Here is a 25,973-nt window from a genome sequence, read left to right as displayed (position 1 = left end):
CGAAATCTGCATTATTTCCATATAACACTAGTTTACTTGATACAATCCAACCATCCTCTATCACAACCCATTTACCTCAACATTAGAAAATCTAAGGATCGATTGTGAACACAGACCAATACACACAAATCATGATGCGAGACAATGGACGCCAGCAATTTCGCTTCTGCGCAACCGACTTACCCGCACTACGGTCGTGGCAACAGACCTTACGCAAGACGCTACGAGAAACACTGGGGATCCATTCAATCGCTTCACGATGCCACACAACACCGCGAACCGAACGGCTTGAGGCTGTTACGCTTGACGATCATATTCGCGAGGATTGGCGAATTGAAAGCGAACCGGGCATCGTCATTCCCTTTTATCTACTACGCCCACTCGGGCCTTCAGAAACTCGTCCACTGGTCATTACCCCCCACGGCCATGGCCGCAACCACCGCCACACCTATGCTGGTGCGATCCCAAACGACCCCGAGGTCATCGACGGAGAACGCGATATAGCCCGGCAAGCCGTGCGCGAAGGTTATATCGCAATCGCCCCTCAAGCCCGCGCCTTCGGCGATAGCCGAAGCGACAAAAACCAGAAAAACAACAGCGTTAGCTCTTGTGCCGAATGGCAACACCGATCATTAATGTTTGGCCGCACACTAATCGGCGAACGTGTATGGGATACGATAAAGTTAATCGATTTCGCACTTACCAACGAAATGATCGATCCGCAGCATATCATGCTCACTGGAAACTCCGGCGGCGGAACCACAAGTCTATTTACAGCCGCCATCGACAAACGGGTAACTTCAGCTGTGCCATCGTGCTACTTTTGCACTTTCGCGGACTCGATTGGCGCGATGGAGCACTGCGCGTGCAACTACATCCCTGGGATATTGAATTTAGCCGAAATGTCGGATATCGCAGGCTTAATTGCGCCTCGCCCACTTTTGATCGTAGCCGGCTTACACGACCCCATTTTCCCAATCCATGCAGTTCGCTCATCATTTAAGAAATTAAAAGACATCTACACTCTCGCTGGCGTCCCCAATAATTGTCAGTTACACATTGGACAAGGCGGACATCGCTACTACAAAGAGCCGGTTTGGTCTTTCGCAAAAGAACTGTTCAATTCAACAACGCTTACAAATATCGACAAATAAAACTGCTTTTAATTACCTTGCTTTGCTTGCCTTCTACCAGATACATCTTGCGAAATGGCGTTTCTTATCTTAACCATTAAGATCTCGATCATATGACGCGGAACCTCCAAGACGCAACCGCCCTGCGAAGCGATGACACTCTGCGAAAGCTACATAATCATGCCGTGTAATTATTAAAGCCTTGCAATGATTTAAGAACACTCAACTGCTCTTCATAGCAAATTTTCTACAAACCTCTGAAGCCGTTTCAGAACCATTTCTCGCTCTGCAGGAGCAGAAACTCAACGATTTGAGCGACCTGAAGCGTCTTTCTTGATAATGCACTGGATATTGCAGCACCAAGTCTCTCGAAATCATATAAACCATTGAAATAATGATGGTTGGGTACGTTGCCTCGAATCCTATTTCGCCCTCTTAACAGCTTCTTGTGAAAACAGAAAGCTGTTTTTCAGTACGTCGAAATGAGATTGCCAGAACTACTTTTCTTACCCGAAACGGTATTCAAAATTGAAGAATGGGCATAGACGACGCCAAGATCAACATTGAGACTTACCAATCGAGTCATTTCGAGCAGCCAATAAATATCTTCTAGTTAGCTTATGGCCTCAAATCGCCCCCAAAATATCTCGCATAACGCCCATTACAAATTCATTGCAGCAGCCATTCGAATGCTAGTAACACAATCGCTTCATGTTAAAATGCGATCATGAAAAAAACCCTGGACCCCAAATTTCTCGATATCCTCGTCTGCCCCATCACCCGCAGCAAGCTCACAATGGAAAATAATCATCTTATTTCGCAGGCCGGAGGCCTCAAGTACCCAATCCGAGACGGCATACCGATTCTATTGGCGGAACAGGCGGTCATGCCTGCTGAGTACAAATCCCTTGATGATTTCAAGGCTAAAAACAACAGCATCATCCCAAAAATCATTTGATCTTCATGCAAACTAGCCAACAAATGCGCCCGTCACTTGCATAAGCATTTTTTAATCTCAACGAAACAATAAGATATAAATCATTTATAATACCTAATTTAACACACTATATTACCTGCCTTACCGAAGCTGCAAAAACCATAAGTTTTCTCTTGATTGTTATATATTTATATTTCGCCCAATCATATCTTGATTTATACTTAACTTGAGCCCCGCCTACTCGCAATGAGTATTACGACATAGCTAGTTTCAGAATCATACCCGCGGGCCAAGGAGAGTTAGCATGAGCATATTCAGCATTAATAAGCACCTTATTACAGCAGCGCTTGGCGTAGCATTGGTCTCAACACTGTCAACTTCCGTAAATGCGGTCACCTATCCAGATGAAATGACCACATATAAGGCTGCCCACAAGAACAACTACCGTGTCGGACGCACAGGCTACAGCTCGATCGGCTCACCCGACAACGTGATTGACTCGATCGTCATTCACACCACAGAAGGCAGCTACGGTAGCGCAATCAACTGGTTCCAGAATGGCTCCTCAGGTGTCAGCGCTCACTACGTCATCGGTAAAGATGGCTATGCGACACAGATGGTTTCATCAAAAAATACAGCAATCACTTCAAACTACTACAACAAACGATCTATTGGCTTCGAAATGGCTGGTGAAGCCGCCGATCCATATCAGTGGAAATATAAACAAGGCGAAGAAGGCTACGGCACAACTTACAAAAACTACCGCCCAAACCTAGACACGCTCGCCAATATTGCAGCATTCTTCTGCTCAGTCGATGACGACTACGTTAACGGCTACAGCTATCAAATTCCTATCGTACACTCACTTGCACAAGCGGATGCTCATTACGAAAAGATTAATGGCAAGTGGACATACATTATGGAAGAGGAACTGGATACACCGGGCTTCGTTGGCCATAATCAAATCAATCCAAATCGAAAATCTGATCCAGGTATTTACTTCCCCTGGGATGACTTTATGCTCATGGTCCAAAGCTATGTCGACCATGATGAAAACCGATACTACGACTTGAGCGCAATCCCCGAGCCTGCATCGCTCAGCTTACTTGGCATCACTGGCGCCGCTCTCTTGCTTCGCCGTCGCCGCTAATTAATCCCAATAATCAGAAACGACTAAGGGTAGCAGAATATGCTGCCCTTTTTATTTATACAAGGTTATATAAAAAACAACGCGAATTGCCCAAATTACCAGTTTTGCCAGCTACAAATGACGAAAAAACAAAAAATACTTCGATGTTTCCATTATTGTTATATACTATTTAAACAAAACATCATCATCACATCATGCGGTGCTCCTACACAATCCGCATTCTCAGTTGTTTCCCAACTACTTCAATATCAGTGGCTAGCCAGTATGGCGATGTTTATGCGCGCTGATGATGTAAATTTTCAACTAGAGAGATTTCATCAAAAAACTTAGAGAGAGCGAGGGAGCTTCAATGTTTTCTATACATCTGAGAAGAGTCGCAGCCTTATGCTGCTTAATTGCTACGGTATCATTTCTTACGACAAGCTATGCATCCGCTGTAACATACCCGTCTGGCGTCGAAGAAGTTTCTGCCCCAACCAATAAATACACCAGCGGCCGCAGCAGAACGATCGACTCACTCATCGTGCATACGGTCGAAGGCGGAACACTCGACGGCACGGTCAACTATTTCAAAAATACAGACCGCAATATTTCCGTTCATTATGTTATTGATAAAAATGGGGATGTTGTCCAAATGGTTGATTCATGGGATACAGCCTGGACACAAAATTACTATAACTCTCGGTCTATCGGTTTCGAAATGGTTGGCTATGCTGGCCAAGCCAGCACGTGGTACTACCAACCTTGGGAATCAAAGTACGGCACAACCTACAACAACCTACGTCCTAATGTCGACAAGCTCGCAAACATATGTGCCTACTTCATCGACCACCCAACTTGGAAACAAGGCGCGAAATACGACATCCCATTCCAGCGAATCCAAGGCGATGCATACGACTATCCAAACAATACCCTGAACATGCCTGGTATCGGCGGACACTATCAAGTCACCCCTGGAAATAAAACCGATCCCGGTATCTATTTCCCTTGGGATGACCTCATGCTCTTCGTTGATAGCTACCTTGAAAATAACGAGAACATCTATTGGCCAGTTCAAGTCCCCGAACCCGCCTCTATTTTACTTCTTTCTCTCGGCAGCTTAGCGCTGATTAGACGTAGATAATCAGATTCCATTACCACTAAAAACGGGCTTGAAAAAGCTCGTTTTTTTATTCACCGATTAGCTTTACCTATTCAATTATATATATCTCTTGATTAGACGATGAAATTTCATTTGCGTGTGTATAAAACTCGCATCATTACTTAATGCCAACCTAGCGCATACTTGAGATTATATCCCTGATAGTATTACTTATAATACTAACTTTACGTCTTATATAAAAATGATATTCTTAGTATCACCAGAGGCGGAGTCTCATATTATTCTTCGACGATATATTACACAGCGAATCTTTGATTAATCTTTACGCTTTCGTTTTGATTGTTTTCGTACGACCCACTGACTCATACATTCACATTTTTCACTACCGAGAGGAGTTATTTATGCTCAACATAACTTCATACTTATCCTGTGTTATCATCGCAATTTTGCTCACAACCAGCTTTATCACAACAACTTCGCAAGCCGCAGTCAGCTATCCGAGCGGCGTTGTATGGGATCAAGCTCACACATCTAATTTCAGTACCGGACGTTCCGGCGGCGTACTTGATCTCGTCGTCATCCATACAACAGAAGGATCCTATTCAAGCGCTGTATCTTGGTTCAACAATCCCGCCGCCAACGTAAGTGCACACTATGTCATCGACCAGGATGGTAGCGCCACGCAGATGGTAGACAGTTGGAATACTGCCTGGACTCAAACTTACGTCAACAGTCGCGCTCTTAGCTTCGAGATGGCTGGCTATGCAAACGACCCCAACACATGGGTCTATTGCGATCATGATGCTGAATATGTTGCAGGCGCGAAAAACTATAAACCAAATCTTTATAAGTTGGCTAATATCGTTGCTTACTTTATCGAGAAAACTTCAGGTAACGGCATCACATACAACATTCCAAATCAACACCCAACCGATGTCGGTTACTACTACGCAAGCAACGGACCTCGCCTTCCATCATCCGTCAAAGGTATCGTTGGCCACGATCAAGTTCAAGCCGATCAAAAAACTGACCCCGGCCAGTACTTCCCTTGGGATGATTTCATGGGAATGGTAGACGACTACCTCGACGGCACACTACCCGTCTTCCCAAGTGTCCCCGAACCAAGCGCCATGCTATTACTCGGATTCGGCTCCCTTGGCTTACTCTCAAGAAAACGCAGATAGAAGGTTCCTCTCCATTTAAAAAGCTCGGCTACTTTCAGCCGAGCTTTTTTATATTCGTATCATTCGCTGTTTATCGCTTAACACCCGCAACAATGTAGCCAAGATAAATCGATAAACCACCGATTAATAAACCTGATAAAGAAAGAAGGTTTTGCATTGCTTCTCGATAATCGTCCGCAAGCGTAAAACCCTCTGGGATACTCGCCCATTCCATAAAATGGACGTATGCCAGGACAAATCCAACTGGCGCACCGATCGCAGGTATTACTACAGCCAGAACTTGATATGCTTTCCGCATTTGAATGGCAGGCGAATTCAACAATCTCATTGGCAATGTCGCAATCACGCCAGCTAACAAAAACGGGGCAAGATACTGATTCACCATCGCCACCCAGCCGATTTGAAAACCAATCGCCAGCACGATGCCAACTAAACCCGTCAAGATTGTTTTGAACGGCAGCACATTGGGATCATCTGAACCAACTTGCTGCGTCGTCATCTGCTCATCCATCATCAACTCCCAGCAATATCCAAGCATTCACTAACATACTGACGAAACCGACGCTCTAATCTTTCACATAAGCGATAACTATGACGCAGCCACCGCCGAAGTTATCTGCACCAGCTTCTCCAAAGCAATCGTAGCCGCCCCTGAATCAATCGATTCTGCTGACATCTCAAGCCCCGTTGGAAAATCTTTCGCCACACCGCCGATGATCAGTGCCGCCGCCGCATTGAGCAGAACAATATCTCTCGCAGGTCCATGCTTACCTGCCAACACATCTCGGATCAGCTCAGCTGACTGCTGCGGAGAATCCACCTCAATCGATTCGGGCACCGCAAATGGCAAACCAAACTGCTGCGGGTCTAGATTATGATGCTTCACCATCCCATTGTGCAGTTCTGCAATCTGTGTCGGCGCAAATGCTGTCATCTCACCCAATCGCGAGCCATCTGGCAACTCGGAGTGCACAATCATCGCATGCTTCGCACCCAAGTTGTCTAGCACCGTTGCAATCGTTTCCAAAAGCTGTGGACTCGGTACACCGACTAATTGCCGCGTCACCATAGCTGGGTTCGTCAAAGGACCAATTAGATTCAACAACGTTCTGAATCCCAACGACTGCCGCACCGGCATCGCATGCCGCATCGCCGAATGATGTGCTGGAGCGAAGCAAAAACCAATCCCTGCCTCATCCAAACACTGCGTGATCGTCTCCGGCGGCGCCACCAAATTCACACCCAAAATCTCCAACACCTGTGATGAACCCGTCCGTGATGTGATCGCACGATTACCATGCTTCGCGACACACAGCCCTTTAGGTCGCCCAGCCCCTGCCGCCACAATCGCTGCTGAGGTCGAAATATTGAAAAACCGTGATTTGGTTCCCCCCATCCCGCAAGTATCAATCGCCGTCAACCCCTCAGGTACTTCCACTGGCAAGACGCGTTCACGCATCGCCAAAACTGCACCTGTAATCTCCTCAGCCGTCGCCTGCCGCTGCGCCACCATTGCTAAAAACGCACCTGTCTGTACCGGATCCGCCTCACCCTCCATAATCAAATCCAGTGCCGCTTTCGTTTGCGCCACCGTCAACGTCCCCCCTGACACGATATGCGACAATATTTCCTGTAAGTCTTTCATGAATACCGTTCTATTTTGGGATCAAACCAACATCTTAATCGCACTCACCGTAAGCCGCCCCCTGCCCTAATCTTCCATCCAGAAGCGGGCTTCATCGGCTTGCACAATAACGTCTGATCCGGGTTCTCGCGTTACGATAGTTTAGTCGCTCATTCTGGTCAGTGGTAGCCCATTCTCTGCCTTCAACCAAACCCACCAATACCACTGACATGCCATCACTAAAATATGGCGGTAATCACCCAAAGCACCGCTGCCGTAATCACCATGAACACAACAATCTGAGTCGCCAGCAACAAAGTCGCAGTCCACAATTTCGATAAATCCGGCAAACGTATCGTTTTATATACCAACGCCACCGCAAACACCAACGGCAGCAAAAATACCATCCAACTATTCTCAATCGGAAGCGGATCTAAAAACAATCGATACGCCAGTGTTATATTCATCATGATCATGCTCATAAGGCTCACCTCATTCTCAGATTACCACACACCTCAATTCAACCACATTTACGCGACCTCATCCTCATTTGGCTTTTCCGCCCCCTCATCAGTCTCATCACCCATATTTTCCTGCCTGTGATGCTTCGGGTCACGATAGACCACATCAATCATCGCCAACAGATTCAAAAGCCCTGCCAACGCTGTATACAGGATCGCCTGCGACTCAACATGCCCATACGGTGGCTGATACCTGTTCTGCGGCCCAGGATCCGTTGCGCCCGGCCCACTATTCTTCAGGTATTCCTGAACCTGCCATGCCACAATACTCCCACCATTCAGCGACTGACCCATAAACCAAGCAGGATGTGCCGACCGGTCAAATGTCCCCACACCACCAATCAACAACCCTCCGAACCATAGCCCTGAAATCGCTACCAACAGTATCAAACCCCGCTTTTTCTCACCAATCAACAGATGGCCTAACCCCGGTAGCAGCCAACCAGCAATCGCCGGCACAATGTGCCACTGCGGAAATTCTCTCTCTTCTGCTGCGTGATTTTCCATTGCGATATCCAATCATTTGCCTGAAAATGTCAGACAGGAAAAAAATTACTTTTTCACATGCTTTTATACGATTGACAATTACAATCAGACCGATAGTGTAACCGCCAGAACACATCGAGCCAATGAATTGTCGTTCCATTGGCCGACGATTAAGTATAACTTTCTTTTGTGGAGACGGACGAGATGATCGGGCCTCTCGAAAGACCTACAAGCTTGCTGACCAAACCCATCCACGGGTGGTCTCAAACAACGGCACAATCAGAACAACCCACACAGACTGATGAGAACTTCATCATCAACTACCTCGATGACGATGGTGAGTTTGATGAAGGCACCTTTTATGACGATGAAGAGGATGACGAGTTGTACGAAGACGACGAAGACGACTTCTTCGAAGACGACGAGGACGATGATGAAATCTTCCTCGAAGACGATGACGAAGACGACGAGGAAATCTTCAGCGACGACGATGATGACGATGATTTCTAATATGCGTTCGCGGCTTACCTGATCCTGCCGCATCGCAGGAGAGGAGCCAACCATGTCCAATTCAAGCCAATCTGGCGATTTTCGTTACATGCGCACCGGTGAAGACCGCCGCAATAACGTGGTCGATACCCGTTCCACCGATGACCCATACACCGGTCTTGAAAGAAGACGCGGCCCTGGCCGTAGACGCAGTGATTTCATGAAGGCCGCCGAAGAGGGTGAAATGACTAACGAACAGTTCCTCTTCATCAAAGCGATTGACGCATACAAACGCGTCAACAATCGTCCATACCCAACATGGACCGAAGTCCTCGAAGTCATCCGCAAGCTCGGCTACCGCAAAACGACTGACATGGAGCTGGATATCGCAGGTGTCGAAGATTGGACTGAACAACCAGACGCCCCATCATTCATTCAGCTTGCCCCAGAACAAGACAGCGAAGCCGCATAGCATTCACAACGACAAACAATATTTAACACGCCCTATTCATCAAATAGGGCGTGTTTTATCTCAATCAATGCCCCATCGGCTTTGAGTCGCGTCGTAAGGGCTCAAATCGAAACGATCTAATCACAATCTCATGTGACTCATTATCATGTGGCTTATCACCATTCAACCAAAATGCCATATGCACACGCGGCTTGCCCCGAGGCACTTCACTACCCGAATATGACCAATATGTAATCATATCACTTTCTGTTGGATGCTTACGCAACCCATACCAACTTTTACATTCAATTCGGTTACTAGCCCATCGGAATGAATGTGTCGACGCGGCATCATTACTCAAATTAAAATCGAAACAATGGCGATTCTCAAGCCTCTTCGGCGGACACACATATCTTGCTGGTTTATTAATGTCATCCTGCCATCTGCTAAATTGCAGATAAAAAGCATTATGAACATTTTGTCGATCTTTATGTTCATTGCTCGCTTGATACTCATACAAATGTAAATCCATCACCAAGTTCTTATCAAGCTTGTCCACACGACTATCTAACTGAAAGATATACTGGCCATATCCCAACACTTCTTCTGCAACAATTTCTGACGACCACCATTTCCCGTCACGATAAACCACACTCAGGTGCAAAAAACCCTTGTCATCCACATAAACATCACGTGAGTCATTTGAATAGTAATTCCCGCCCGGCTCATAACGTTCATTGTCATGACGCCCCTTCACACGCCAACTATACCCCGAAAAAGAAATCATTCGATCACTGTAATCCGTCCATTGCAATGAGTCGTCCACCACCTCTTCTTCATTGAACGAAACCATCCCCATCATGATCTCACGATCAGCGGTGTAACCCATCGACAATGTTAATAGAAGCAGAATAAAACAAAGAAGGACATGACCTAACAGACGCATCGACAAACCTTTCACTAATGATGCTTAGTTCGTACAAAATAACGAAAGTACCTAGGAGTTGTAATTAGAGAATACCATTAGGTTTACTAAGGTTTATAGCGTATCCCTATACGTTAACGTATCTCATTCACGACTAGAGTGAGTTGCGTAATGATTCACAGGACTTGTAAAAATTGAACGGCCCATTCACGAAGACATCTCGATTGTACGATATCGACCCACTGGCCAGCGCGTGAGTCATGATGAAGACGCACGAATGATGGGCTTACCTCTCCAATCTCACAACAAAGACCTCTCGCCATCATCCTCATCTTTCGGAACTGCGTTCTGTAATATAACCCTCTGACTCTTGTTCCATATCTTCAAGTAACGGACGCATCTCTATCTCTTCAATCGTAGACTCTGCTGCCTTGATTGCTGCCGCCACCACGACTCCCGTTACAACCAATCCAATCAATCCAACAGCAATCGAAACAACCTTTGCGCGATGCGTATGTGGCGTCACGTCACCATAACCTATTGTTAACGCAGTTATAAACGCCAGGTAAATTGATTTCCCCAAAGATTTCTGATCAAAGATTGACAATAACACCCCGCACATCAATATGCACAGCATAAACAAGATCAACAGCCAATACAGGTGCGAGAAAACCATGTACAAGTTGCTTAAAAACAGCCACACCGCATGCACATCTGTTTTTAATGCTTCCCACATAATCATTACCCCTTCAATTGCTTATGTTATCGACAATTCAGCCCACACCATCAAGACCAGATAACACCCTGTAAACACCAAGCCATACACCACTCAATCCATAAAAAACAGGCCAAGCATTCACTTGACCTGTATCTCATTCATTTATCTAACTGACTGTTAGTCAATATACATATCTCGGTACCATTCCCACATATGTTTCAATCCAATCTCAACAGGTGTCGTCGGATCGTATCCCAGTAGCTCACGCGCCTTGCCGATATTAGCAAACGTAATCGCTGGCTCGGACGCCGGAGCTGGCGGCGTCTCCAATTTCGCTTTCTTCCCAGTCAATTCTTCCAACATCCCCACAAAATCAGCCATCAACACCGGTTCACCCCGACCAATATTGATCACCTCATAACCCAACGGTTTTTTTAATGCCGCAACAACACCCGCCGCGATATCACCCACATACGTCCAGTCGCGTTTCATCTGTCCAGCATTGAACAGCGTAATTGTCTCCCCTCTCACCAGCTTGTCCGTCACCATAAACGGCATCATGTCAGGCCTCGCCCGCTTCCCATAAACCGAGAAAAATCGCAAAGCCGTAAAATTCATCTCATGCAAATTATGATACGTATACCCCATCAACTCAATCGCCTTCTTCGACGCAGGGTACGCCGACAACGGCTCATTACACGTATCCGTCTCAACAAACGGCAACTGCTTCGTGTGACCATACACTGAACTCGTTGATGCAAACACAAACGTATTTGTATGCGTCACACGCGCTGCTTCAAGTAAATTCACCGACCCCATGATGTTCACATCCGAATACAACTGCGATCGACCAATCGAATACCGCACATTCGCCATCGCCGCCAGATGCGCGACCCCATCCGGCTGATGTTTCTCAAAAATAGACAACATCTTTTCCCCCTCACGGATGTCGTCATCATAAAACGTGAAATTGACATGCTGCTTCACAGCTTCCAGATTCTGCAACTTCTGCGGAACACTGTAATAATCATTTATATTGTCGATCCCCACCACAGTATGTCCTTCACGCAGCAATTGCTCAGCAACATGAGAACCAACCAATCCCGCTACACCCGTCACAATAAACGTCGAGGACATACGCTCACCTCACTCTGATTCGTGATCAATCCACTCACAACCTTGTTTTACTTCACTGGATTCTTAAACGGATTATCACGACGCTGCGCCTCACGCGCCCGCCCATGAATGCCATTCATCGAAGCACGCACCGCAGTCAACAATGCCTCTATCCATTGATGCCCTGCATACCGCTCTTCCAACACCTTCACATGCTCTTGCGTGCGACCCACCCCACCGTTCTCGTCATTCCTCAAGAACAACATGCGGCACGCGATCTTCAGCGGCTCAATATCCGTGTCCTCCAACCCATGACGCTTCAGCAAAATCGAATTCACTTTTCGCACACGCGCCGGATTCCCCTCAATCAACATAAACGGAGGCACATCCGCAACAATCCGACTCATCCCACCCACATACGCATACTTGCCAATGTTCACAAAGTGATGAATCGCAGCCGCACCACCAATCGCCGCATTATCCTCCACCCGAACATGACCCGCCATCTGCACCGCATTCGCAATCACAACATGATCACCAATCATGCAATCATGCCCCACATGCGTACCCACCATGATCAAATTGTGATCGCCAACCCGCGTCAATCCTCGATCGTTCGCCGTACCGATATGCATCGTCACGTGCTCACGAATCTGATTGTTATCACCGATCACCAACTCCGCATCCTCACCCTTGTACTTCAAATCCTGTGGAATCCCGCCCAATACCGCGTTTGGAAAAATCAGATTCCCTTCACCAATCGATGTGCAATTCTGCACACTCACATGGCTCAACAACTTCGTCCCCGATCCAATCACCACCTTACTGCCCACATGACAAAACGGACCAACTTCAACGTCGTCCGCTAGCTCCGCTCCCCTCTCAACAATACTTGTAGGATGAATCTTTGACATAATGATTAAAAAAGCCTTTTCACAAGCCGCCCCTTCTCCTCGCTCAACAAAGGCCCATTTCCCTATTTAATCCTGGTCATCATCGACCAACATGAATTTCAATTCAGCCTCAGCAGCCAAATCCTCACTCACATACGCGCGACAACGCATATGCGCAACCCGTGCTCGGATCTTCACAGCTTCAGCTTCCAATATCAACTGATCACCTGGCGTGACCGGCCGCCTGATCTTCACGCGATCCAACGACAGCAAAACCGCCAACTTACCTGCATGTTCAAGCGATTGGCCAACCAACACACCCGACAGCTGCGCCAACGCTTCCACGATCAACACACCCGGCATCATCGGCGTCCCAGGAAAATGACCCTGGAAAAACGGCTCATTAATCGTCACATTCTTCACACCAACAACACGACGATCCGAATCCATCTCCAATATCCGATCAACCATCAGCATCGGATAACGATGCGGCAACATACGGTTTATCTGGCGAATATCCATCGCCGTATTCTTCAACGCAATCTGCCTGTGCTCATTCGCACGATACTGCTCTAATAGGCGCTTAGCCATGAGCTGATTCAATGCATGACCCGACTTATGCGCAACAATCCGACCCTCAATCTGAGCACCCGTCAAAAACAGGTCACCTATCAGATCCAGCATCTTGTGACGCACCGGCTCATCAGTAAATCGAAATTCGTTCGTCCCCAACGGCCCCTCATTCCCAATCACCAACACCTCATCCTCAGACAAGTGTGATCCAATCCCCTGCGACCGCATCAACTGCGCCTCATGCTCCAGCACAAACGTCCTCGCCGGTGCAATCAACTCGCCATAATTTTCACCATGCATCTCAAACGTCGATACCTGCGCCCCAATAATCGGCACGTTTGCGTAATCCAACTGATATGTCAGATGCGATTCACCCTCATCCGCCGGCAACGCCGCGATCGTCGCCTCACCCTGTCTCACCACAATCGGCTCATACACCTTCAACATCCGCCGCCCAACATCCTGCCCCACAACCCCCGCTTCCATGATCGCCTCATAAAACGGAAGTGAACTCCCGTCCATCGCAGGCAACTCAATCGCATCGATCTCTATCCGTAAGTTATCAACCCCCGCCGCAGCAACCGCACTCAAGCAATGCTCCGTCACCTCAACCGACGCCTCACCACTCCTCAGCGCCGTACGACGCGGACGCTTCACGACATTGCTCACCAATGCCGCAATCTCCGCACCCCCCAAATCCGTACGTACAAAAACTACCCCGTGATTCGCTGGGGCAGGCTTCATCGTCATACTCACCGGTTGGCCCCCAAAGAGTCCATTACCGTCAAGCGTGATTTCTTTTGCGATCGTCTGTTGGGCTTTCACGTGGCCTCGTTCTCGCCGTAGCTCAGAGCAACTTTTCAGCCGCTCGTCTGTTTTCTGGATTTCACCGCGGGTAAATTCGCAACTCCCCCGCTTTCACATCATCACCTGCTGCCATCCTCCACACCTCTACAAAAACACCCCCCGTACTCCCTTATCTCCCCCCCCACAATACACCAATCCAACCAATCAACAACCCAAAGCCACATGCCTTCAATCGACACAACTCGGCTTCGAAGCTGATTTTAGCGTCTGCCGACCACTTCTTCACACCTTATTCATACTTGTGAACCCGTTGTGGAAGATCTAAATAATCATAACTCTCTCGCATTTAGCGATTTACATGATTATATCCCGCACAGCCGTTTTTCCCAATCACCCCCAAACAACCACCCACAGCTTTTAACACCCTTCCAATCACATCAACTCGGGACTACTTCAGCAACTTACGGAACTGCTTATACAGGTCCGGCATCTTGCGAATCATCGTGTATTCCTTCACCGCATCCCTGTAATCTCGAGCCGGCGCTCCCACCCATGTTGCCCCCGTCGGCACGTTCCCAATCACCTGCGAACCGCCCCCCAGCGTCACCCCATCCCCAATGCTGATGTGATCCTTAATCGCACACATCCCGCCCATCGTCACGCCATTGCCGATATCCACCGACCCTGCAATCCCCGTCGCCCCTGAAATCGCACACATCTGACCAATCCGCACGTTGTGACCGATCTGCACCTGGTTATCAATCTTCGTCCCAGCACCGACCACGGTCTTGCTGAACTTCGCTCGGTCGATCGTCGCGTTACAACCAATCTCACAGTCATCCTGAATCTCAACGATCCCAATCTGCGGGATCTTCACCAATTCAGGCCCGCGCTCGCCTTGCCCTACTCGGTAACCAAACCCATCACCACCGATCACCGCATTGGGATGAATGATGCATCGATCACCAACCGTGCAGCGTTCGCGAATAACCGCGCCGCTCCACAGCTCACAATCCTGTCCCACCACCACATCATCCAACACCGTAACCCTTGGGTGCAGCATCGTATTATCACCAACAACAACATTCGGCCCAACATAACATTGCGCACCAATGGCCACGTTTTGACCTATTTTTGCAGTCTCATCCACCACCGCCGTCGCATGTACACCCCGCTTCACAACCACCGGCTTCGGTGCATACTCCCCCAGCACCTGACCCATCGCCAAGTCCGCATTCTCTACAAACACCAGCGCCCGACCTTCGCCGACCTCAACCTCTAAACTCTCATTCACAAGCGCCGCACTCGCACCCGAGCTGGCCCATTTCTTCGCATACTCATCGCTACCGATAAACGTCATCTGCCCCGCTCCCGCAATCTCCAACTCTTCCAGCGACTCAACCACAATCTCACCATCACCCACAAGTTCCCCGCCCACCATCGTCGCTATCTCGTTTACCGTCAGTGTCAAAGCTTACTTCCTTATCTATATGAAATCTCGGATTCAGCGACCTCGCCGCACGCCGCTATCCTAAGTAGCCACGACGCATATCGTCCATAAAAATCCGCAAATCACGCAATTTATCGATTCATGTTTCAGTCCGTCACATTCCCTCAAGCCTGCCACCGCCAGTGGCAGGGTGTTTGGAACAGAAATCCGCAGAATCAACACGCCGGGTCCATAAAAAAAACCCGCGAATCACATTCGCGGGCTAAGAGATTAATACAGTTTGTGTCCTTAGACAACAATGACCCCAGATTCAACGTTTAGCGGGCCACGTCAAAGTCGTTGTTCATCGTCTGAATCACCGACGTCGTCAGGTCAACCGTATCCGCAGCATAAAGCACTTTACGGGTCATCATCTGGCCCTGAAGCTCCTGCAGATTCTTCGGCGTACCCATCGTATCCATTGATTCTCTCGCAACCACAATCTCATAACCGTTCGCTGTCGCAACGCGGTCAACCGCTGTCACAACCTTGCGATACAGCATTTCCATGCTCACAATCGCTTCACGCTCAAGCATCTGACGCTTGAACTGATCCTTCGCCTGCATATTAAAAGCCTTTTCTTCAGCCGATGCACGCTTCGCATCATACCCCTGCGTTCCTTCAAGCAGCTCAAGCTCATCACGAAGCTCGATCAACTCTTGCTTCATGCCTTCCATTTCCTTCATGAAGTCTTCTTGAGCCTTCTTCATGTCCGCTTCAAGCTGCAAGCGTGCTTTCAGCCCCTGCATCACCTTCGAAATGTCCACGACTGCCACAGCCGTTGGCTGCGCCAGCATCTTGCTCGCAGCACCCGCGCCAGCAAACGCCACAAACAACAGGGTAAAAGCAGCACTCAATACAATCAGCTTACGTTTGGTCATGTTGTATTCTCCGATTTCTTTCAAACCGTTCTATATGTCTAGTCCAAAAAGCGACTCTGCCCTCCGGACCCCCTTCCCGACGACCCCAACTCCCGTCTTCGCCTTATCGGCCATCCCCTCCACTCACCCCCTAAAAAAACCATCAACACACACCCTTCCCACAATATACGATCAATCTCCCCACCCTGTTCTCACTAACAGAATCATTGCAATGGGATCGCGATATCAAACGCCACCAATTGCGTCTCATCCCCATCCTGTTTCAGCAACGGTATCCCAAAATCCACCGCAAATGGCGCTTGTGACAGGAACGGCACACTAAACCGAATCCCCGCACCCACCGATGCTCGCCACTGATCGATCCCCGCTGTCTGCTGCACAGTTCCCTGGTCAGTAAACACAACAGCCGACAAGAACTTGTCCCAAACCGGCACCTGGTACTGAGCACTCACCAACCAGATAAAGTTCCCGCCCACCGGGTCATTCGTCATACCACCACCATCAACAGCTCGTCTTCGACCACGCGGCCCAACACCACGGAATCTAAACCCTCTAAAGCTTCTAAACCCACCCGCATAAAACCGTTCAAACGTCGGCGCGATATCTTCGCCACCAAAAATGTTGCCAATATCCGTACGGAAGCTCAACACCGACTTCCTTCCCAAGAAGTCCTCATCCAATGTGAAGTACGTCGAGAACCTAGCTCTAACACGTGTAAAGTTGAAATCACCACCAAACGTACCAAACTGATCAAACGTCAAATTAAAGCTCGAGCCCCTCGATGGGAAAATATATGAATCCGTCGTGCTCCGACTCAATGTGAAGCCCAACGTATCGATAAAGTTCTCTCCCTCAACATCAAACACATCCACAGGCGATCCCGCTGAAATATCCGTGATCTGTACCTGCTCTGCTCTTGCTGTCACCTGACCTGACCACACATCACCAAACCGCTGACCAATCCCAATCGTTCCACCCAAGCGTTGCTCGTTCCAATCCTCACGCTCACGTGTAAAGAACCGGCCATTGATATTGAAAAAGTAATCCGTCTCAAAGAAATACGGCTCTCTAAAGTCAACCGAATATTCACTCGTCTCATTACCCGGCTGCAAGTTCAGCGAAAAATACTGACCCGCACCGCGGAATGCACGCCCCGACAAAAACTCACCCATCGAGTCCGGTATATCCGTAATATCAAAATTACGCTGCGTCAGATTCACCTGACCCAACACACCGTTGTTCGACGAAATACCCGCACCAAATCCAAACGACCCCGTCTCCCCTTCTTTCACTTCAACCAACACATCACGATACTCATCATCAACATCACCCAGAATCGAAACCACGCCTTCACTAAACAGCGGCGACCCCTCCAATCGCTTCTGTGTCAATTCAACACCACCACGATCAAACGGCTTGCCCGGATCCATCCCACGCAATTGCCGCAAAATCACACGACTCTGCGTCGTATCATTCCCCGTCACAATCACCTTACCCACCTTCGTTGGCTTCCCTTCATACACATTCACCAACACATCAACATCCGGCGTGTCATCGTTAAATAAAGCCTCAACATCAACACGCGTATTCAAATATCCCAACTTACCAAACAACTCTTCCAACCACTTCTGCGAGTTTTCACGACGACGTTCCGTATAAACCTCACCCGAAACTAAATCGATCGAACTCATCACCTGACGCTTCACAAACAACGTCACACCCTGCACCTCAATATTCTTCACCAGATACTGACGCCCCTCCTTAATCACAAACACAACTACCGCGTCCTGTTCGTTCGGCGACAAGTCAATCCGCCTGCCAACCTCAGCATCCAAATATCCACCATTCTTATAAAACTGCTGAATCTCTTTCGCGTCAATCTCCAACTGCGAACGATTCAATTCACCCTTCCTGAAAATCGGGAAGTATGCCTTCGACTTAATCTTCGTACTCACCAACCTATCCGGATAAACCGTATTCCCCTCAAACTTAAACCCGCGAATCCGAACGTGTGGCCCCTCCCTCACCTTGAAAATCAATATCCCCGAATCTTCCAACTGTTCATCATCCACCTCAACATGAGCAACAAAAAATCCCTTGTCCTCATACGCCTTCATAATCTGCTGCTGACCACGGTCAATCAAAAACTGATCCGCAGGATCACCCGGCATCAATCCCACCAACATCAACAACTCCGCATCACCAATCGCCTTATTCCCCACCACCTGCACATCCGCAAGCAGCGGCTCCTCCACCACATTAAACACCAAACGCACCGCACCACGATCCGTCAACGACACCTCTGCCACAACATTTGAAAACCGACCCAAGTGAACAATCCGCTTGATATCCTCATCCACCAGCTCACCCGAATACGGCTCGCCCGGCGCACTACGAATCGAATTCAATATCAACTGCTTCGGTACCAGCCGCAAACCATTTACATCAATCTCTGCAATCGGCCGATGCTCCATCTCAATGCCCTGAGCATGCAGCACACCACCACCGATCACCAACACCGCAAGCGGAGCTAACAATAAAACAACAACCAATACAAAGAGACGGGATGCCTTCAAACTTTTGTTCTCCGCGCAATACAAGCTAATCGCAAACTCCGTCGCGTCCTGCTCACGGAATCCACTCATGGACCACACACTCCCAATAACCGCGCACACCCCTCCCACGATCAACGCAGTTTACCTGAAATCGGCCCCGTTTGCGTATGACCAGCTTCACGGATTTCAGAATTTGTTTCCCTAATCCCCTCAGACCTCCCAACACCCCACATCCGCAAGACTCAAACCCCATTACCACAATATACTGACTCGTGATTATTTATTGACAAATACCTAACCTCTCGTCTTTTCATCCATAACCATCAATTAAATATGCAGTTAAAACAAAATCCCATTTAGCTCTCCGCACCAAATACGCCATACACCACAACGACAAGGGCTTGCCCCTATTTGAAACCTTCTTTTTAGCCTTACACTGTCACGGCCCGATGCTCCCTACCAGCATCCTACAGCCGTGCCTGTGCTGTCATGTCTTTTTGGTACATCACCCTGCACGTCTACATTCACAAGCATTCTCAATTTTAGAGAGAGAGAAAGAGACCATGAAATTGATCAAGACAATCTTGCCCTGCGCCATCACCGCGCTCGCCCTCACCGCAACTTCCCACGCCGCACCACTCGTCATCCTCCACCCAGATGCAGCCCAACATCCAAATGTCGCTGTCGCAATCCAAGGCATCGAAGTTGATGGCATCACATACACCGCAAACTTCAACCCCCGCTCCAGCTCATTCGTCAACAAATTCAACAACATCTGGGACCCCAACGGCGACACCGACTACTCCGACGGCATCACCGGACTCGCCCCCGTCTTCTTCGACAACGAACAAGGCGCATACACCGCTGCAGATCAAATCGAAACAGCCCTCAGCAACTTCCTCATGACACACGACGAAATCGTCACCGATAGCTTCATCATCCCCTTCGCTCACCGCACGAGTGACGCACACGTTCGAGTCCTATTCGATACAGACCCAGACAACCTCATCACTGACGACGTCCAGCTATTCAACCTCGGCAAAACCGGAAGCCTCGACACCCAACACGTCTGGGTTACCTTCACCCCAGTCCCAGAACCCACTTCCTTCGCCCTCCTCTCCCTCACTGCCCTACCCCTCATCACCCGCCGTAAACGCAACGCATAAAACAAAATAACAGACAAAATAATGCTTGATTAAATCCAAGCAGCCTTCTTCTTTCACATTAACTCATACCGATTCACAACTTGCTCCTACACAACAAGAGAAAGATGCCTCAACATGTACAACATCAAAACAATCTTCACCACCGCCCTCACCGCACTCACCCTCACCGCCGCTTCTCAAGCCGCCCCTATCGTCATATTAGACCCCGACACCGTCAACAACCCCAACCTCGCCATCGCCGTTGAAGGCATCGTCGTCAATAGCATCACCTATAACGTCTCATTCATCACCACACCCCACAGCTTCTACGATCTCTACGACCCCAACCAAGACAACGATTTCTCCGACTCAACCACTGGCGCAGCCCCAGCCTTCTGGGATGATTTCGCAGCCGCCTTCTCCGCCAGTAGCCAACTCCGAACCGCGCTCGGCGACACCTATATTGTCAATCCAAATTACTACAGCGACAGTTATTTCATGGCAAGTGTCGGCCCAGACACAAGTACGTTCTTCGCTCGCATCGATGGTAGCCACAGCCCTGCAAGCGACTTTTCCTCCGCCGCCCCCGGGTTACTCAAAACTTCCGTCGTAGGCCAAGGCATCCTAACCCCATATGTCTGGACGATCTTCACTCCCGTCCCCGAGCCTGCCTCTCTCGCCCTCCTCTCACTCACCGCACTCCCCCTGATCATCCGACGTAAAGCGTAAAACACATCCACTCAAACCAATGACCCCCAAAGCCCCTGTCATACTCAGGGGCTTTTTTTCATCCCTCCCGCTTCGCCCCCATCATCCCCTCGACTCACCCCAATGCCTCATTCACTTCAAGATAGGCAATCTCACACAATCCGATCCTCAGAACACTCACTTTTTAATCAGCCCTTTTACAAAACGATAATCGTTTCCTAAAAACAAACTCCATCAACTATAACCAATGAACCACAACTGATTTGCAGCATTCAAGCACACTAAAAACACCAAAAACTCTTCTCCCAGTCATTGAAATCATCATCCCACTCAACGGAATTGCTTATTTTACAACTCCTTACAGCAAAAACACTCGCTTGCTGGGATTTCCCCCACTCCCTAAACTTAAGGCAGTCGACCAACCTGATTTCCACGCAGGCCTCCCCATGGTTCGTGCTTCGTCGACCTCAAAAACGCACAACCGCCCCTGACATGCCCGATAAAGACTTTATGACGCGTGGCCGTTACAACCTTCGCCCGTTAACGCCCCGCCAACATGCCTGTGTTACAAAAATGGATGTTTTGGAATGACCGAAACGAATCTCGTCGAAACTAATAGTGAGACCACGTTTATGGGTTCAGCAGCACAGGATAAAGCAGAAGTGGATACAACATCTTCTCAGCTCTCCAACGATAAGCTGATCGAAATGCTCAAATCGATGATGCAAATCCGCCGCTTCGAAGAGCGGACCATGCAATCGTACATGCAGCAAAAAATCGGTGGCTTCTGCCATATCTACATCGGACAGGAAGCCGTCGCCGTCGGCTCCATCGGAGCCACCAAGCCAGACGATCCCATCGTCGGTGCCTACCGCGACCACGGCCTCGCCCTCGCTCGCGGCATGGATCCCAAATACGCCATGGCCGAAATGTTCGGCAAAATCACCGGATGCGCCAAAGGCAAAGGCGGATCCATGCACTTCTTCGACAAAGAACACCACATGTACGGCGGACACGCCATCGTCGGCGGGCAATGCCCTCTCGGCGCAGGCCTAGCCTTCGCCATCCAGTACGAAAAGAAAGACAACGTCGTACTCTGCTACTTCGGCGACGGTGCCGTCAATCAGGGTGCCTTCCATGAAGCGTTCAACCTCGCTTCCATCTGGAACCTCCCCGTCATCTTCGTACTCGAAAACAACTCATACTCCATGGGCACCCACATCAACCGCGGCACCGCCATGGCAAACGACCTCCGTGCCAAAGCCGAAGCCTACGGCATGCGCTACGCCGAATGTGACGGACTCGACGTACTCGACGTCTACACAACCTTCAAACGCGAAATCGACAGAACACGCAACGCAGCCAACCCGCAATGGGAACGTGGCATCATCCCCGACTACAAACGCGAAGGCGCTCCCGTCGGCCCATGCTTCATGAACGTCAAAACCTACCGATACAAAGGCCACTCCATGAGTGACCCCCAAAAGTATCGCGCCAAAGAAGAAGTCGAGGCTAAGCAGGAGTTAGACCCTATCAACCGCCTCGTCAATCACCTCATCGACAATAACATCGCCACTCAGGATCAGATCGACGAATTCGACAAAGCCGCCAAAGCTGAAGCCCAGGCCGCCGTCAAATTCGCCAACGAATCTCCTGAAATGCCGATCGAGGAACTCTTCACCGACATCTACGTCAACCCCTACGGCCCCTACAAAAAAGGCGGCCTCCCTCAAATGCTCCAAGGCAAAGACCTCGAGTAGTTTCAGCGTCAAGGGCCAACGATCAACAACCCCACCACACAGCCGCGGCACAAACCTAACCGCTAGCTCATACCTCAAAACCTCACACCCTACCACACGGTCACTAACACACACGCCCACGCATCCACAAGATTGATCACAACCCTACTAAATACCACCCCACTGAACAACAAAACAAATTGCGACCTCGTCACTAATGTGACAATCAGCATCGCAACCAATAATGGACGCAATCATGCGAAACATTCAATACAGAGAAGCTTTACGCGAAGCAATGCAGGAAGAAATGCGCACAGATGATCGCATCTTCCTCATGGGTGAAGAAGTCGCCGAATACAACGGCGCCTATAAAGTCTCACAAGGCATGGTCGAAGAGTTCGGCGCTCGCCGCATCGTCGACTCGCCCATCTCCGAAACCGGCTTCGCCGGCCTCGGCGTCGGCGCCGCCATGTACGGCCTCCGCCCCATCATCGAGTTTATGTCTTGGTCATTCTGCCTCGTCGCAGCCGACCAGATCATCAACAACGCGCCCAAAATGCTCTACATGTCCGGCGGACAATTCGGCTGCCCCGCAGTTTTCCGCGGTAACAACGGCGCAGGCGGACAGCTCGGCTCAACCCATTCATGGTGTGTCGAATCCATGTTCTCCTCCGTCCCCGGCCTCAAGCTCGCTGTTCCCTCAACACCACGCGACGCTAAAGGTATGCTCAAAGCAGCAATTAGAGATGAAGACCCAGTCTTCTATCTTGAGTCAGAACGCATGCTCGGCTTGGGTGCTCGTGGTGACAAAGACTTCTCACGTTATTTGGCGAATGGGAAATGGGCGCCGCCGAGTTATGAGGAAGATGACAACTTTGTCATCGAGTTTGGCAAAGCAGACATCAAGAAGCCGGGTGCGGATTGCACGATCGTCACGGCTGGCCGTCCGGTTCACTTCGCGCTTGATGCGGCGGAAGAGCTGGAAAAAGAAGGCATTGACGTTGAAGTGATTGATGTGCGTACTTACCGTCCGCTGGATATCGAGACGATTGTAAACTCAGTGCGTAAGACGAATTACTGTGTTGTGGTTGATCAGTCGTGGCCGTTCGCGAGTGTCGCATCAGAGATTGCGTCACAGGTTTACGAGCGCTGCTTTGATGATCTAGACAACTCGATCATCCGCGTGAACAACGATGATGTGCCGGCTCCGTACAACCGTACGATGGAACAAGAGATGCTGCCAAACGCTCGCAAGATCGCTGAAGCAGTGCGCAGCGTGACGTACAATTCTTGAGAATCGGTTGCAAGTTAAACGTTTAATGAGGCTCCAAATGGAGCCTTTTTTCATGGGTTTCAGGGGCATCTGAAAACGTGTTTATGCGCGCGTTTTGTCGCACCCACAAGCCACGTGTGCGCACAGGCCATCCTAACTCACGATTAGAAGGACGGTTAAGTTTCAAAGCATGAGATAAGAAGTGCGCCAAATATGCGCACAGCGTATTTCAGAAAAATGCGAAAATTGGCTGTTTTGATGTGGTTTTGGCGCGTTTTGGTTCAAAACGATCAAGTTTAGCGCGATAAACAAATGGTTTTGGCCAAACAATTTTGCACACAAAACTGATCGCGATTCATTTTGTGCGCGCGTTACTCGACTTCTTCAAATAGTGTTTCGTCAAAATCGTGTTCTTCTTCGAGTTCGGGGTCAAACTCATCGATCATCATGCCGCCAAGGAACGGGAGCATGTTGTCGAAATTCATGGTTGGATATTCTTCCGGTTCACCGTTGAGTCGATGGAAGTAGTTCGTGATATCAAATTCGAGTTCGTCGATGATGAGTTGTTCTTCTTCGGGGAACAGTTCGAGAAGGATATCTTGACCTTTGAATGAGACGGCGATTGAGATGTCCGTAAATTCATCGTCACCTCGGCCGACTTCGCCTTCGCTGGTGCGTTGGCCTTTGTTGTCGACTTCATCATAGCCGGGTGTATAGACGATGTAGCCGGCGGTATGGGTGATGAGTTGATAAGGCTGGTTGTAGTAAATTTCGTCGACAGGGACTTTGGTGATATAGGTTGGTACGAGTGCATCGAATGTTTTGGGCAATTGCTTGTTTGCGAGATAATAGCGTTGCGTGGCGATAGCGAGTTGGATAGCGACGGCTTCTTCGTGAGCCTGAGCGAAGGTGTTGGTAGCGGCTGAGAGTGCGGGCATGAACACTTTGGTCATGGCGTAAATGAGCGGTAGGTCATCGATTTGATCTTCGATATCATAAAGATACCAATCATCTTGGTTGAGACGATCTCTCATTTGTTGGTGCAGTTCGGTGATTTTGACGCGATCGAGGTCGCCGAGACCAAGATGGCTGTAGAGGAAACTGACGTATGGGACGTTTTTCGAGGTGATGGCGGTGGTATCTTGATTTTCCATACGGTCGATACCGTCCATCGCCATCACGCGTTCGTATTCGAGAGCCTTGAGGACAATGTCTTTTGAGTTGAGTGGTTGATTGAGATGATAGAGGGCTTGCAGTTGTTGATCGTTGTAGAGATGAAGGTTGAGAACGCGGACTGATTCGTCCGCAACTAAGCGGTGGATAGAGAGTCGGACGAGGCTGCCGATGAGTGTGGGTTCCGTGTGTAAGATATCAGAAAGTTTTTTGATGGCGGTGATTGCTTTGAGGGCATCTTTGGGACGGTTTTCATAGATTGCTAGCCAATGATAGAGGCGGAGCAGGCGGGCGGATTGTCTGAATTGACCGAGGTGAGGCATGTCGGTCTCGAAGCCTTTGGTGTAATCTGGGGGGAAGTGGGCATTACTAAATGTGGGCGCGTTGATGAGCTCCTGAATGGTTGCGTCGTTTTGTGCGAGGTATTTACGCGTTGCGGTCAGAAGCTGCTCTGGGGGAGATTGTTTGGAGTGATGCCATGTGTCGGGAGCATCGAGAATGAAAGGGATTTCAAGAAGTGCGCACTGATCTTCTGGAGCTTCGTCGTAAGCGGTGTTGTATCGTTCGAAGGATTCAACGTATGACTGCATGATGGGGAGGTAGTAGTCGGCGGCGGCGGTGTTGTTGTCGGTGGTGTATGCGGTTTGGATTTCTGTGAGGGTGAGCGGCCGATCTTGATTTTTGATTGGGGCGAATGCTTGTTCGACCTGCGTGTTGAGATAGTAATGCCAGGCGGTGTAGATGGTGATGAGAGATGCGGTGGCTAAGAGGATGAGGCTGAGTACGAGATAAGCGATGACACGGAAGACCTTTTTGATCTTTGAAGGTTTTTTTGTTGTTGCCACAGGTTTCTCCGCAGAATGAAATCTAAATATTATTTATCACGGCCATGATAGCAAAG

At 49.1% G+C, this 25,973-nt stretch carries 24 protein-coding genes; 10 read left to right on the top strand and 14 right to left on the bottom strand.

Annotated elements, in window-relative coordinates:
• Nucleotides 1–104 precede the first annotated feature (104 nt).
• The 5 genes from KS4_RS01050 to KS4_RS01030 all read left to right on the top strand — a co-directional run bounded on the left by KS4_RS01050 (nucleotide 105) and on the right by KS4_RS01030 (nucleotide 5,506).
• Nucleotides 105–1,154: an alpha/beta hydrolase family protein gene (locus KS4_RS01050; protein WP_145073345.1), complete on the top strand. Its 1,050-nt coding sequence runs from the start codon at nucleotides 105–107 to the stop codon at nucleotides 1,152–1,154.
• A 706-nt stretch (nucleotides 1,155–1,860) separates the two neighbouring features.
• Nucleotides 1,861–2,091 carry a Trm112 family protein gene (locus tag KS4_RS01045; protein WP_145073342.1) on the top strand — a complete coding sequence of 77 codons (231 nt, stop codon included), beginning with the start codon at nucleotides 1,861–1,863 and terminating at the stop codon, nucleotides 2,089–2,091.
• Between the two features lie 283 nt (nucleotides 2,092–2,374).
• Nucleotides 2,375–3,220, top strand: coding sequence for an N-acetylmuramoyl-L-alanine amidase (locus KS4_RS01040; protein WP_145081315.1), 846 nt, complete (start codon nucleotides 2,375–2,377; stop codon nucleotides 3,218–3,220).
• A 349-nt stretch (nucleotides 3,221–3,569) separates the two neighbouring features.
• On the top strand, nucleotides 3,570–4,343 hold the full coding sequence (locus KS4_RS01035) for an N-acetylmuramoyl-L-alanine amidase (RefSeq protein ID WP_145081312.1): 774 nt from the start codon (nucleotides 3,570–3,572) through the stop codon (nucleotides 4,341–4,343).
• Between the two features lie 380 nt (nucleotides 4,344–4,723).
• Nucleotides 4,724–5,506, top strand: coding sequence for an N-acetylmuramoyl-L-alanine amidase (locus tag KS4_RS01030; protein ID WP_145081309.1), 783 nt, complete (start codon nucleotides 4,724–4,726; stop codon nucleotides 5,504–5,506).
• Between the two features lie 70 nt (nucleotides 5,507–5,576).
• On the opposite strand, the gene KS4_RS01025 is transcribed toward KS4_RS01030, so the two are convergent.
• From KS4_RS01025 to KS4_RS01005, 5 genes are all read right to left on the bottom strand, one after another.
• A complete protein-coding gene (locus KS4_RS01025) occupies nucleotides 5,577–6,017 on the bottom strand; it encodes a hypothetical protein (protein WP_145073339.1) in 441 nt (146 codons plus the stop codon).
• Nucleotides 6,018–6,095: 78 nt separating this feature from the next.
• A complete protein-coding gene (trpD, locus tag KS4_RS01020) occupies nucleotides 6,096–7,151 on the bottom strand; it encodes an anthranilate phosphoribosyltransferase (RefSeq protein ID WP_145073336.1) in 1,056 nt (351 codons plus the stop codon).
• 218 nt (nucleotides 7,152–7,369) lie between these two features.
• Nucleotides 7,370–7,600 carry a hypothetical protein gene (locus tag KS4_RS01015; RefSeq protein WP_145073333.1) on the bottom strand — a complete coding sequence of 77 codons (231 nt, stop codon included), beginning with the start codon at nucleotides 7,598–7,600 and terminating at the stop codon, nucleotides 7,370–7,372.
• Nucleotides 7,601–7,660: 60 nt separating this feature from the next.
• Entirely contained in the window at nucleotides 7,661–8,158 is a 498-nt protein-coding gene (locus KS4_RS01010) for a DUF6677 family protein (protein WP_145073330.1), read from the bottom strand.
• Between the two features lie 258 nt (nucleotides 8,159–8,416).
• A complete protein-coding gene (locus tag KS4_RS01005; RefSeq protein WP_145073327.1) occupies nucleotides 8,417–8,701 on the bottom strand; it encodes a hypothetical protein in 285 nt (94 codons plus the stop codon).
• Between KS4_RS01005 and KS4_RS01000 the strand changes: the two genes are divergently transcribed.
• Complete coding sequence (locus KS4_RS01000) at nucleotides 8,700–9,098, top strand: hypothetical protein (RefSeq protein WP_145073324.1); 399 nt, start codon at nucleotides 8,700–8,702, stop codon at nucleotides 9,096–9,098. The two genes, KS4_RS01005 and KS4_RS01000, sit on opposite strands and share 2 nt — an antisense overlap.
• A 64-nt stretch (nucleotides 9,099–9,162) precedes the next feature.
• Here the strand turns inward: KS4_RS01000 and KS4_RS00995 are convergent, their stop codons facing one another.
• The 8 genes from KS4_RS00995 to bamA form a co-directional block, all read right to left on the bottom strand.
• Nucleotides 9,163–10,023 (bottom strand): hypothetical protein, encoded by an 861-nt coding sequence (locus KS4_RS00995; protein WP_145073321.1) that lies wholly within the window; start codon nucleotides 10,021–10,023, stop codon nucleotides 9,163–9,165.
• Between the two features lie 307 nt (nucleotides 10,024–10,330).
• On the bottom strand, nucleotides 10,331–10,738 hold the full coding sequence (locus KS4_RS00990; RefSeq protein ID WP_200761441.1) for a potassium channel family protein: 408 nt from the start codon (nucleotides 10,736–10,738) through the stop codon (nucleotides 10,331–10,333).
• A gap of 159 nt (nucleotides 10,739–10,897) precedes the next feature.
• Entirely contained in the window at nucleotides 10,898–11,857 is a 960-nt protein-coding gene (locus KS4_RS00985) for a GDP-mannose 4,6-dehydratase (protein WP_145073315.1), read from the bottom strand.
• A 47-nt stretch (nucleotides 11,858–11,904) separates the two neighbouring features.
• The gene (gene lpxA, locus KS4_RS00980; protein ID WP_145073312.1) at nucleotides 11,905–12,750 is read right to left on the bottom strand and encodes an acyl-ACP--UDP-N-acetylglucosamine O-acyltransferase; all 846 of its coding nucleotides are present in this window, start codon (nucleotides 12,748–12,750) and stop codon (nucleotides 11,905–11,907) included.
• Nucleotides 12,751–12,816: 66 nt separating this feature from the next.
• Nucleotides 12,817–14,127: a UDP-3-O-acyl-N-acetylglucosamine deacetylase gene (gene lpxC, locus KS4_RS00975; protein WP_145073309.1), complete on the bottom strand. Its 1,311-nt coding sequence runs from the start codon at nucleotides 14,125–14,127 to the stop codon at nucleotides 12,817–12,819.
• 430 nt (nucleotides 14,128–14,557) lie between these two features.
• Nucleotides 14,558–15,580 (bottom strand): UDP-3-O-(3-hydroxymyristoyl)glucosamine N-acyltransferase, encoded by a 1,023-nt coding sequence (lpxD, locus tag KS4_RS00970; RefSeq protein ID WP_200761440.1) that lies wholly within the window; start codon nucleotides 15,578–15,580, stop codon nucleotides 14,558–14,560.
• Between the two features lie 296 nt (nucleotides 15,581–15,876).
• A complete protein-coding gene (locus KS4_RS00965) occupies nucleotides 15,877–16,479 on the bottom strand; it encodes an OmpH family outer membrane protein (RefSeq protein ID WP_145073306.1) in 603 nt (200 codons plus the stop codon).
• Between the two features lie 203 nt (nucleotides 16,480–16,682).
• Nucleotides 16,683–19,124: an outer membrane protein assembly factor BamA gene (gene bamA / locus KS4_RS00960; RefSeq protein WP_145073304.1), complete on the bottom strand. Its 2,442-nt coding sequence runs from the start codon at nucleotides 19,122–19,124 to the stop codon at nucleotides 16,683–16,685.
• 473 nt (nucleotides 19,125–19,597) lie between these two features.
• Here bamA and KS4_RS00955 point away from each other — a divergent pair, with 473 nt between their 5' ends.
• The 4 genes from KS4_RS00955 (at nucleotide 19,598) to KS4_RS00940 (ending at nucleotide 23,920) form a co-directional block, all read left to right on the top strand.
• On the top strand, nucleotides 19,598–20,200 hold the full coding sequence (locus KS4_RS00955; protein ID WP_145073301.1) for a PEP-CTERM sorting domain-containing protein: 603 nt from the start codon (nucleotides 19,598–19,600) through the stop codon (nucleotides 20,198–20,200).
• 114 nt (nucleotides 20,201–20,314) lie between these two features.
• Complete coding sequence (locus tag KS4_RS00950) at nucleotides 20,315–20,908, top strand: hypothetical protein (RefSeq protein WP_145073298.1); 594 nt, start codon at nucleotides 20,315–20,317, stop codon at nucleotides 20,906–20,908.
• A 566-nt stretch (nucleotides 20,909–21,474) separates the two neighbouring features.
• Nucleotides 21,475–22,647 carry a thiamine pyrophosphate-dependent enzyme gene (locus KS4_RS00945; RefSeq protein WP_200761439.1) on the top strand — a complete coding sequence of 391 codons (1,173 nt, stop codon included), beginning with the start codon at nucleotides 21,475–21,477 and terminating at the stop codon, nucleotides 22,645–22,647.
• Between the two features lie 235 nt (nucleotides 22,648–22,882).
• Nucleotides 22,883–23,920 carry an alpha-ketoacid dehydrogenase subunit beta gene (locus tag KS4_RS00940; RefSeq protein ID WP_145073295.1) on the top strand — a complete coding sequence of 346 codons (1,038 nt, stop codon included), beginning with the start codon at nucleotides 22,883–22,885 and terminating at the stop codon, nucleotides 23,918–23,920.
• Nucleotides 23,921–24,270: 350 nt separating this feature from the next.
• Here KS4_RS00940 and KS4_RS00935 read toward each other — a convergent pair whose 3' ends face one another.
• Nucleotides 24,271–25,917 carry a hypothetical protein gene (locus tag KS4_RS00935; RefSeq protein ID WP_145073293.1) on the bottom strand — a complete coding sequence of 549 codons (1,647 nt, stop codon included), beginning with the start codon at nucleotides 25,915–25,917 and terminating at the stop codon, nucleotides 24,271–24,273.
• Nucleotides 25,918–25,973 lie beyond the last annotated feature (56 nt).

Source organism: Poriferisphaera corsica (genome assembly GCF_007747445.1).
GTDB lineage: Bacteria > Planctomycetota > Phycisphaerae > Phycisphaerales > Phycisphaeraceae > Poriferisphaera > Poriferisphaera corsica.
The sequence above is the reverse complement of the archived record's forward strand: the minus strand, read 5'-3'. Positions and strand labels throughout refer to the sequence as shown.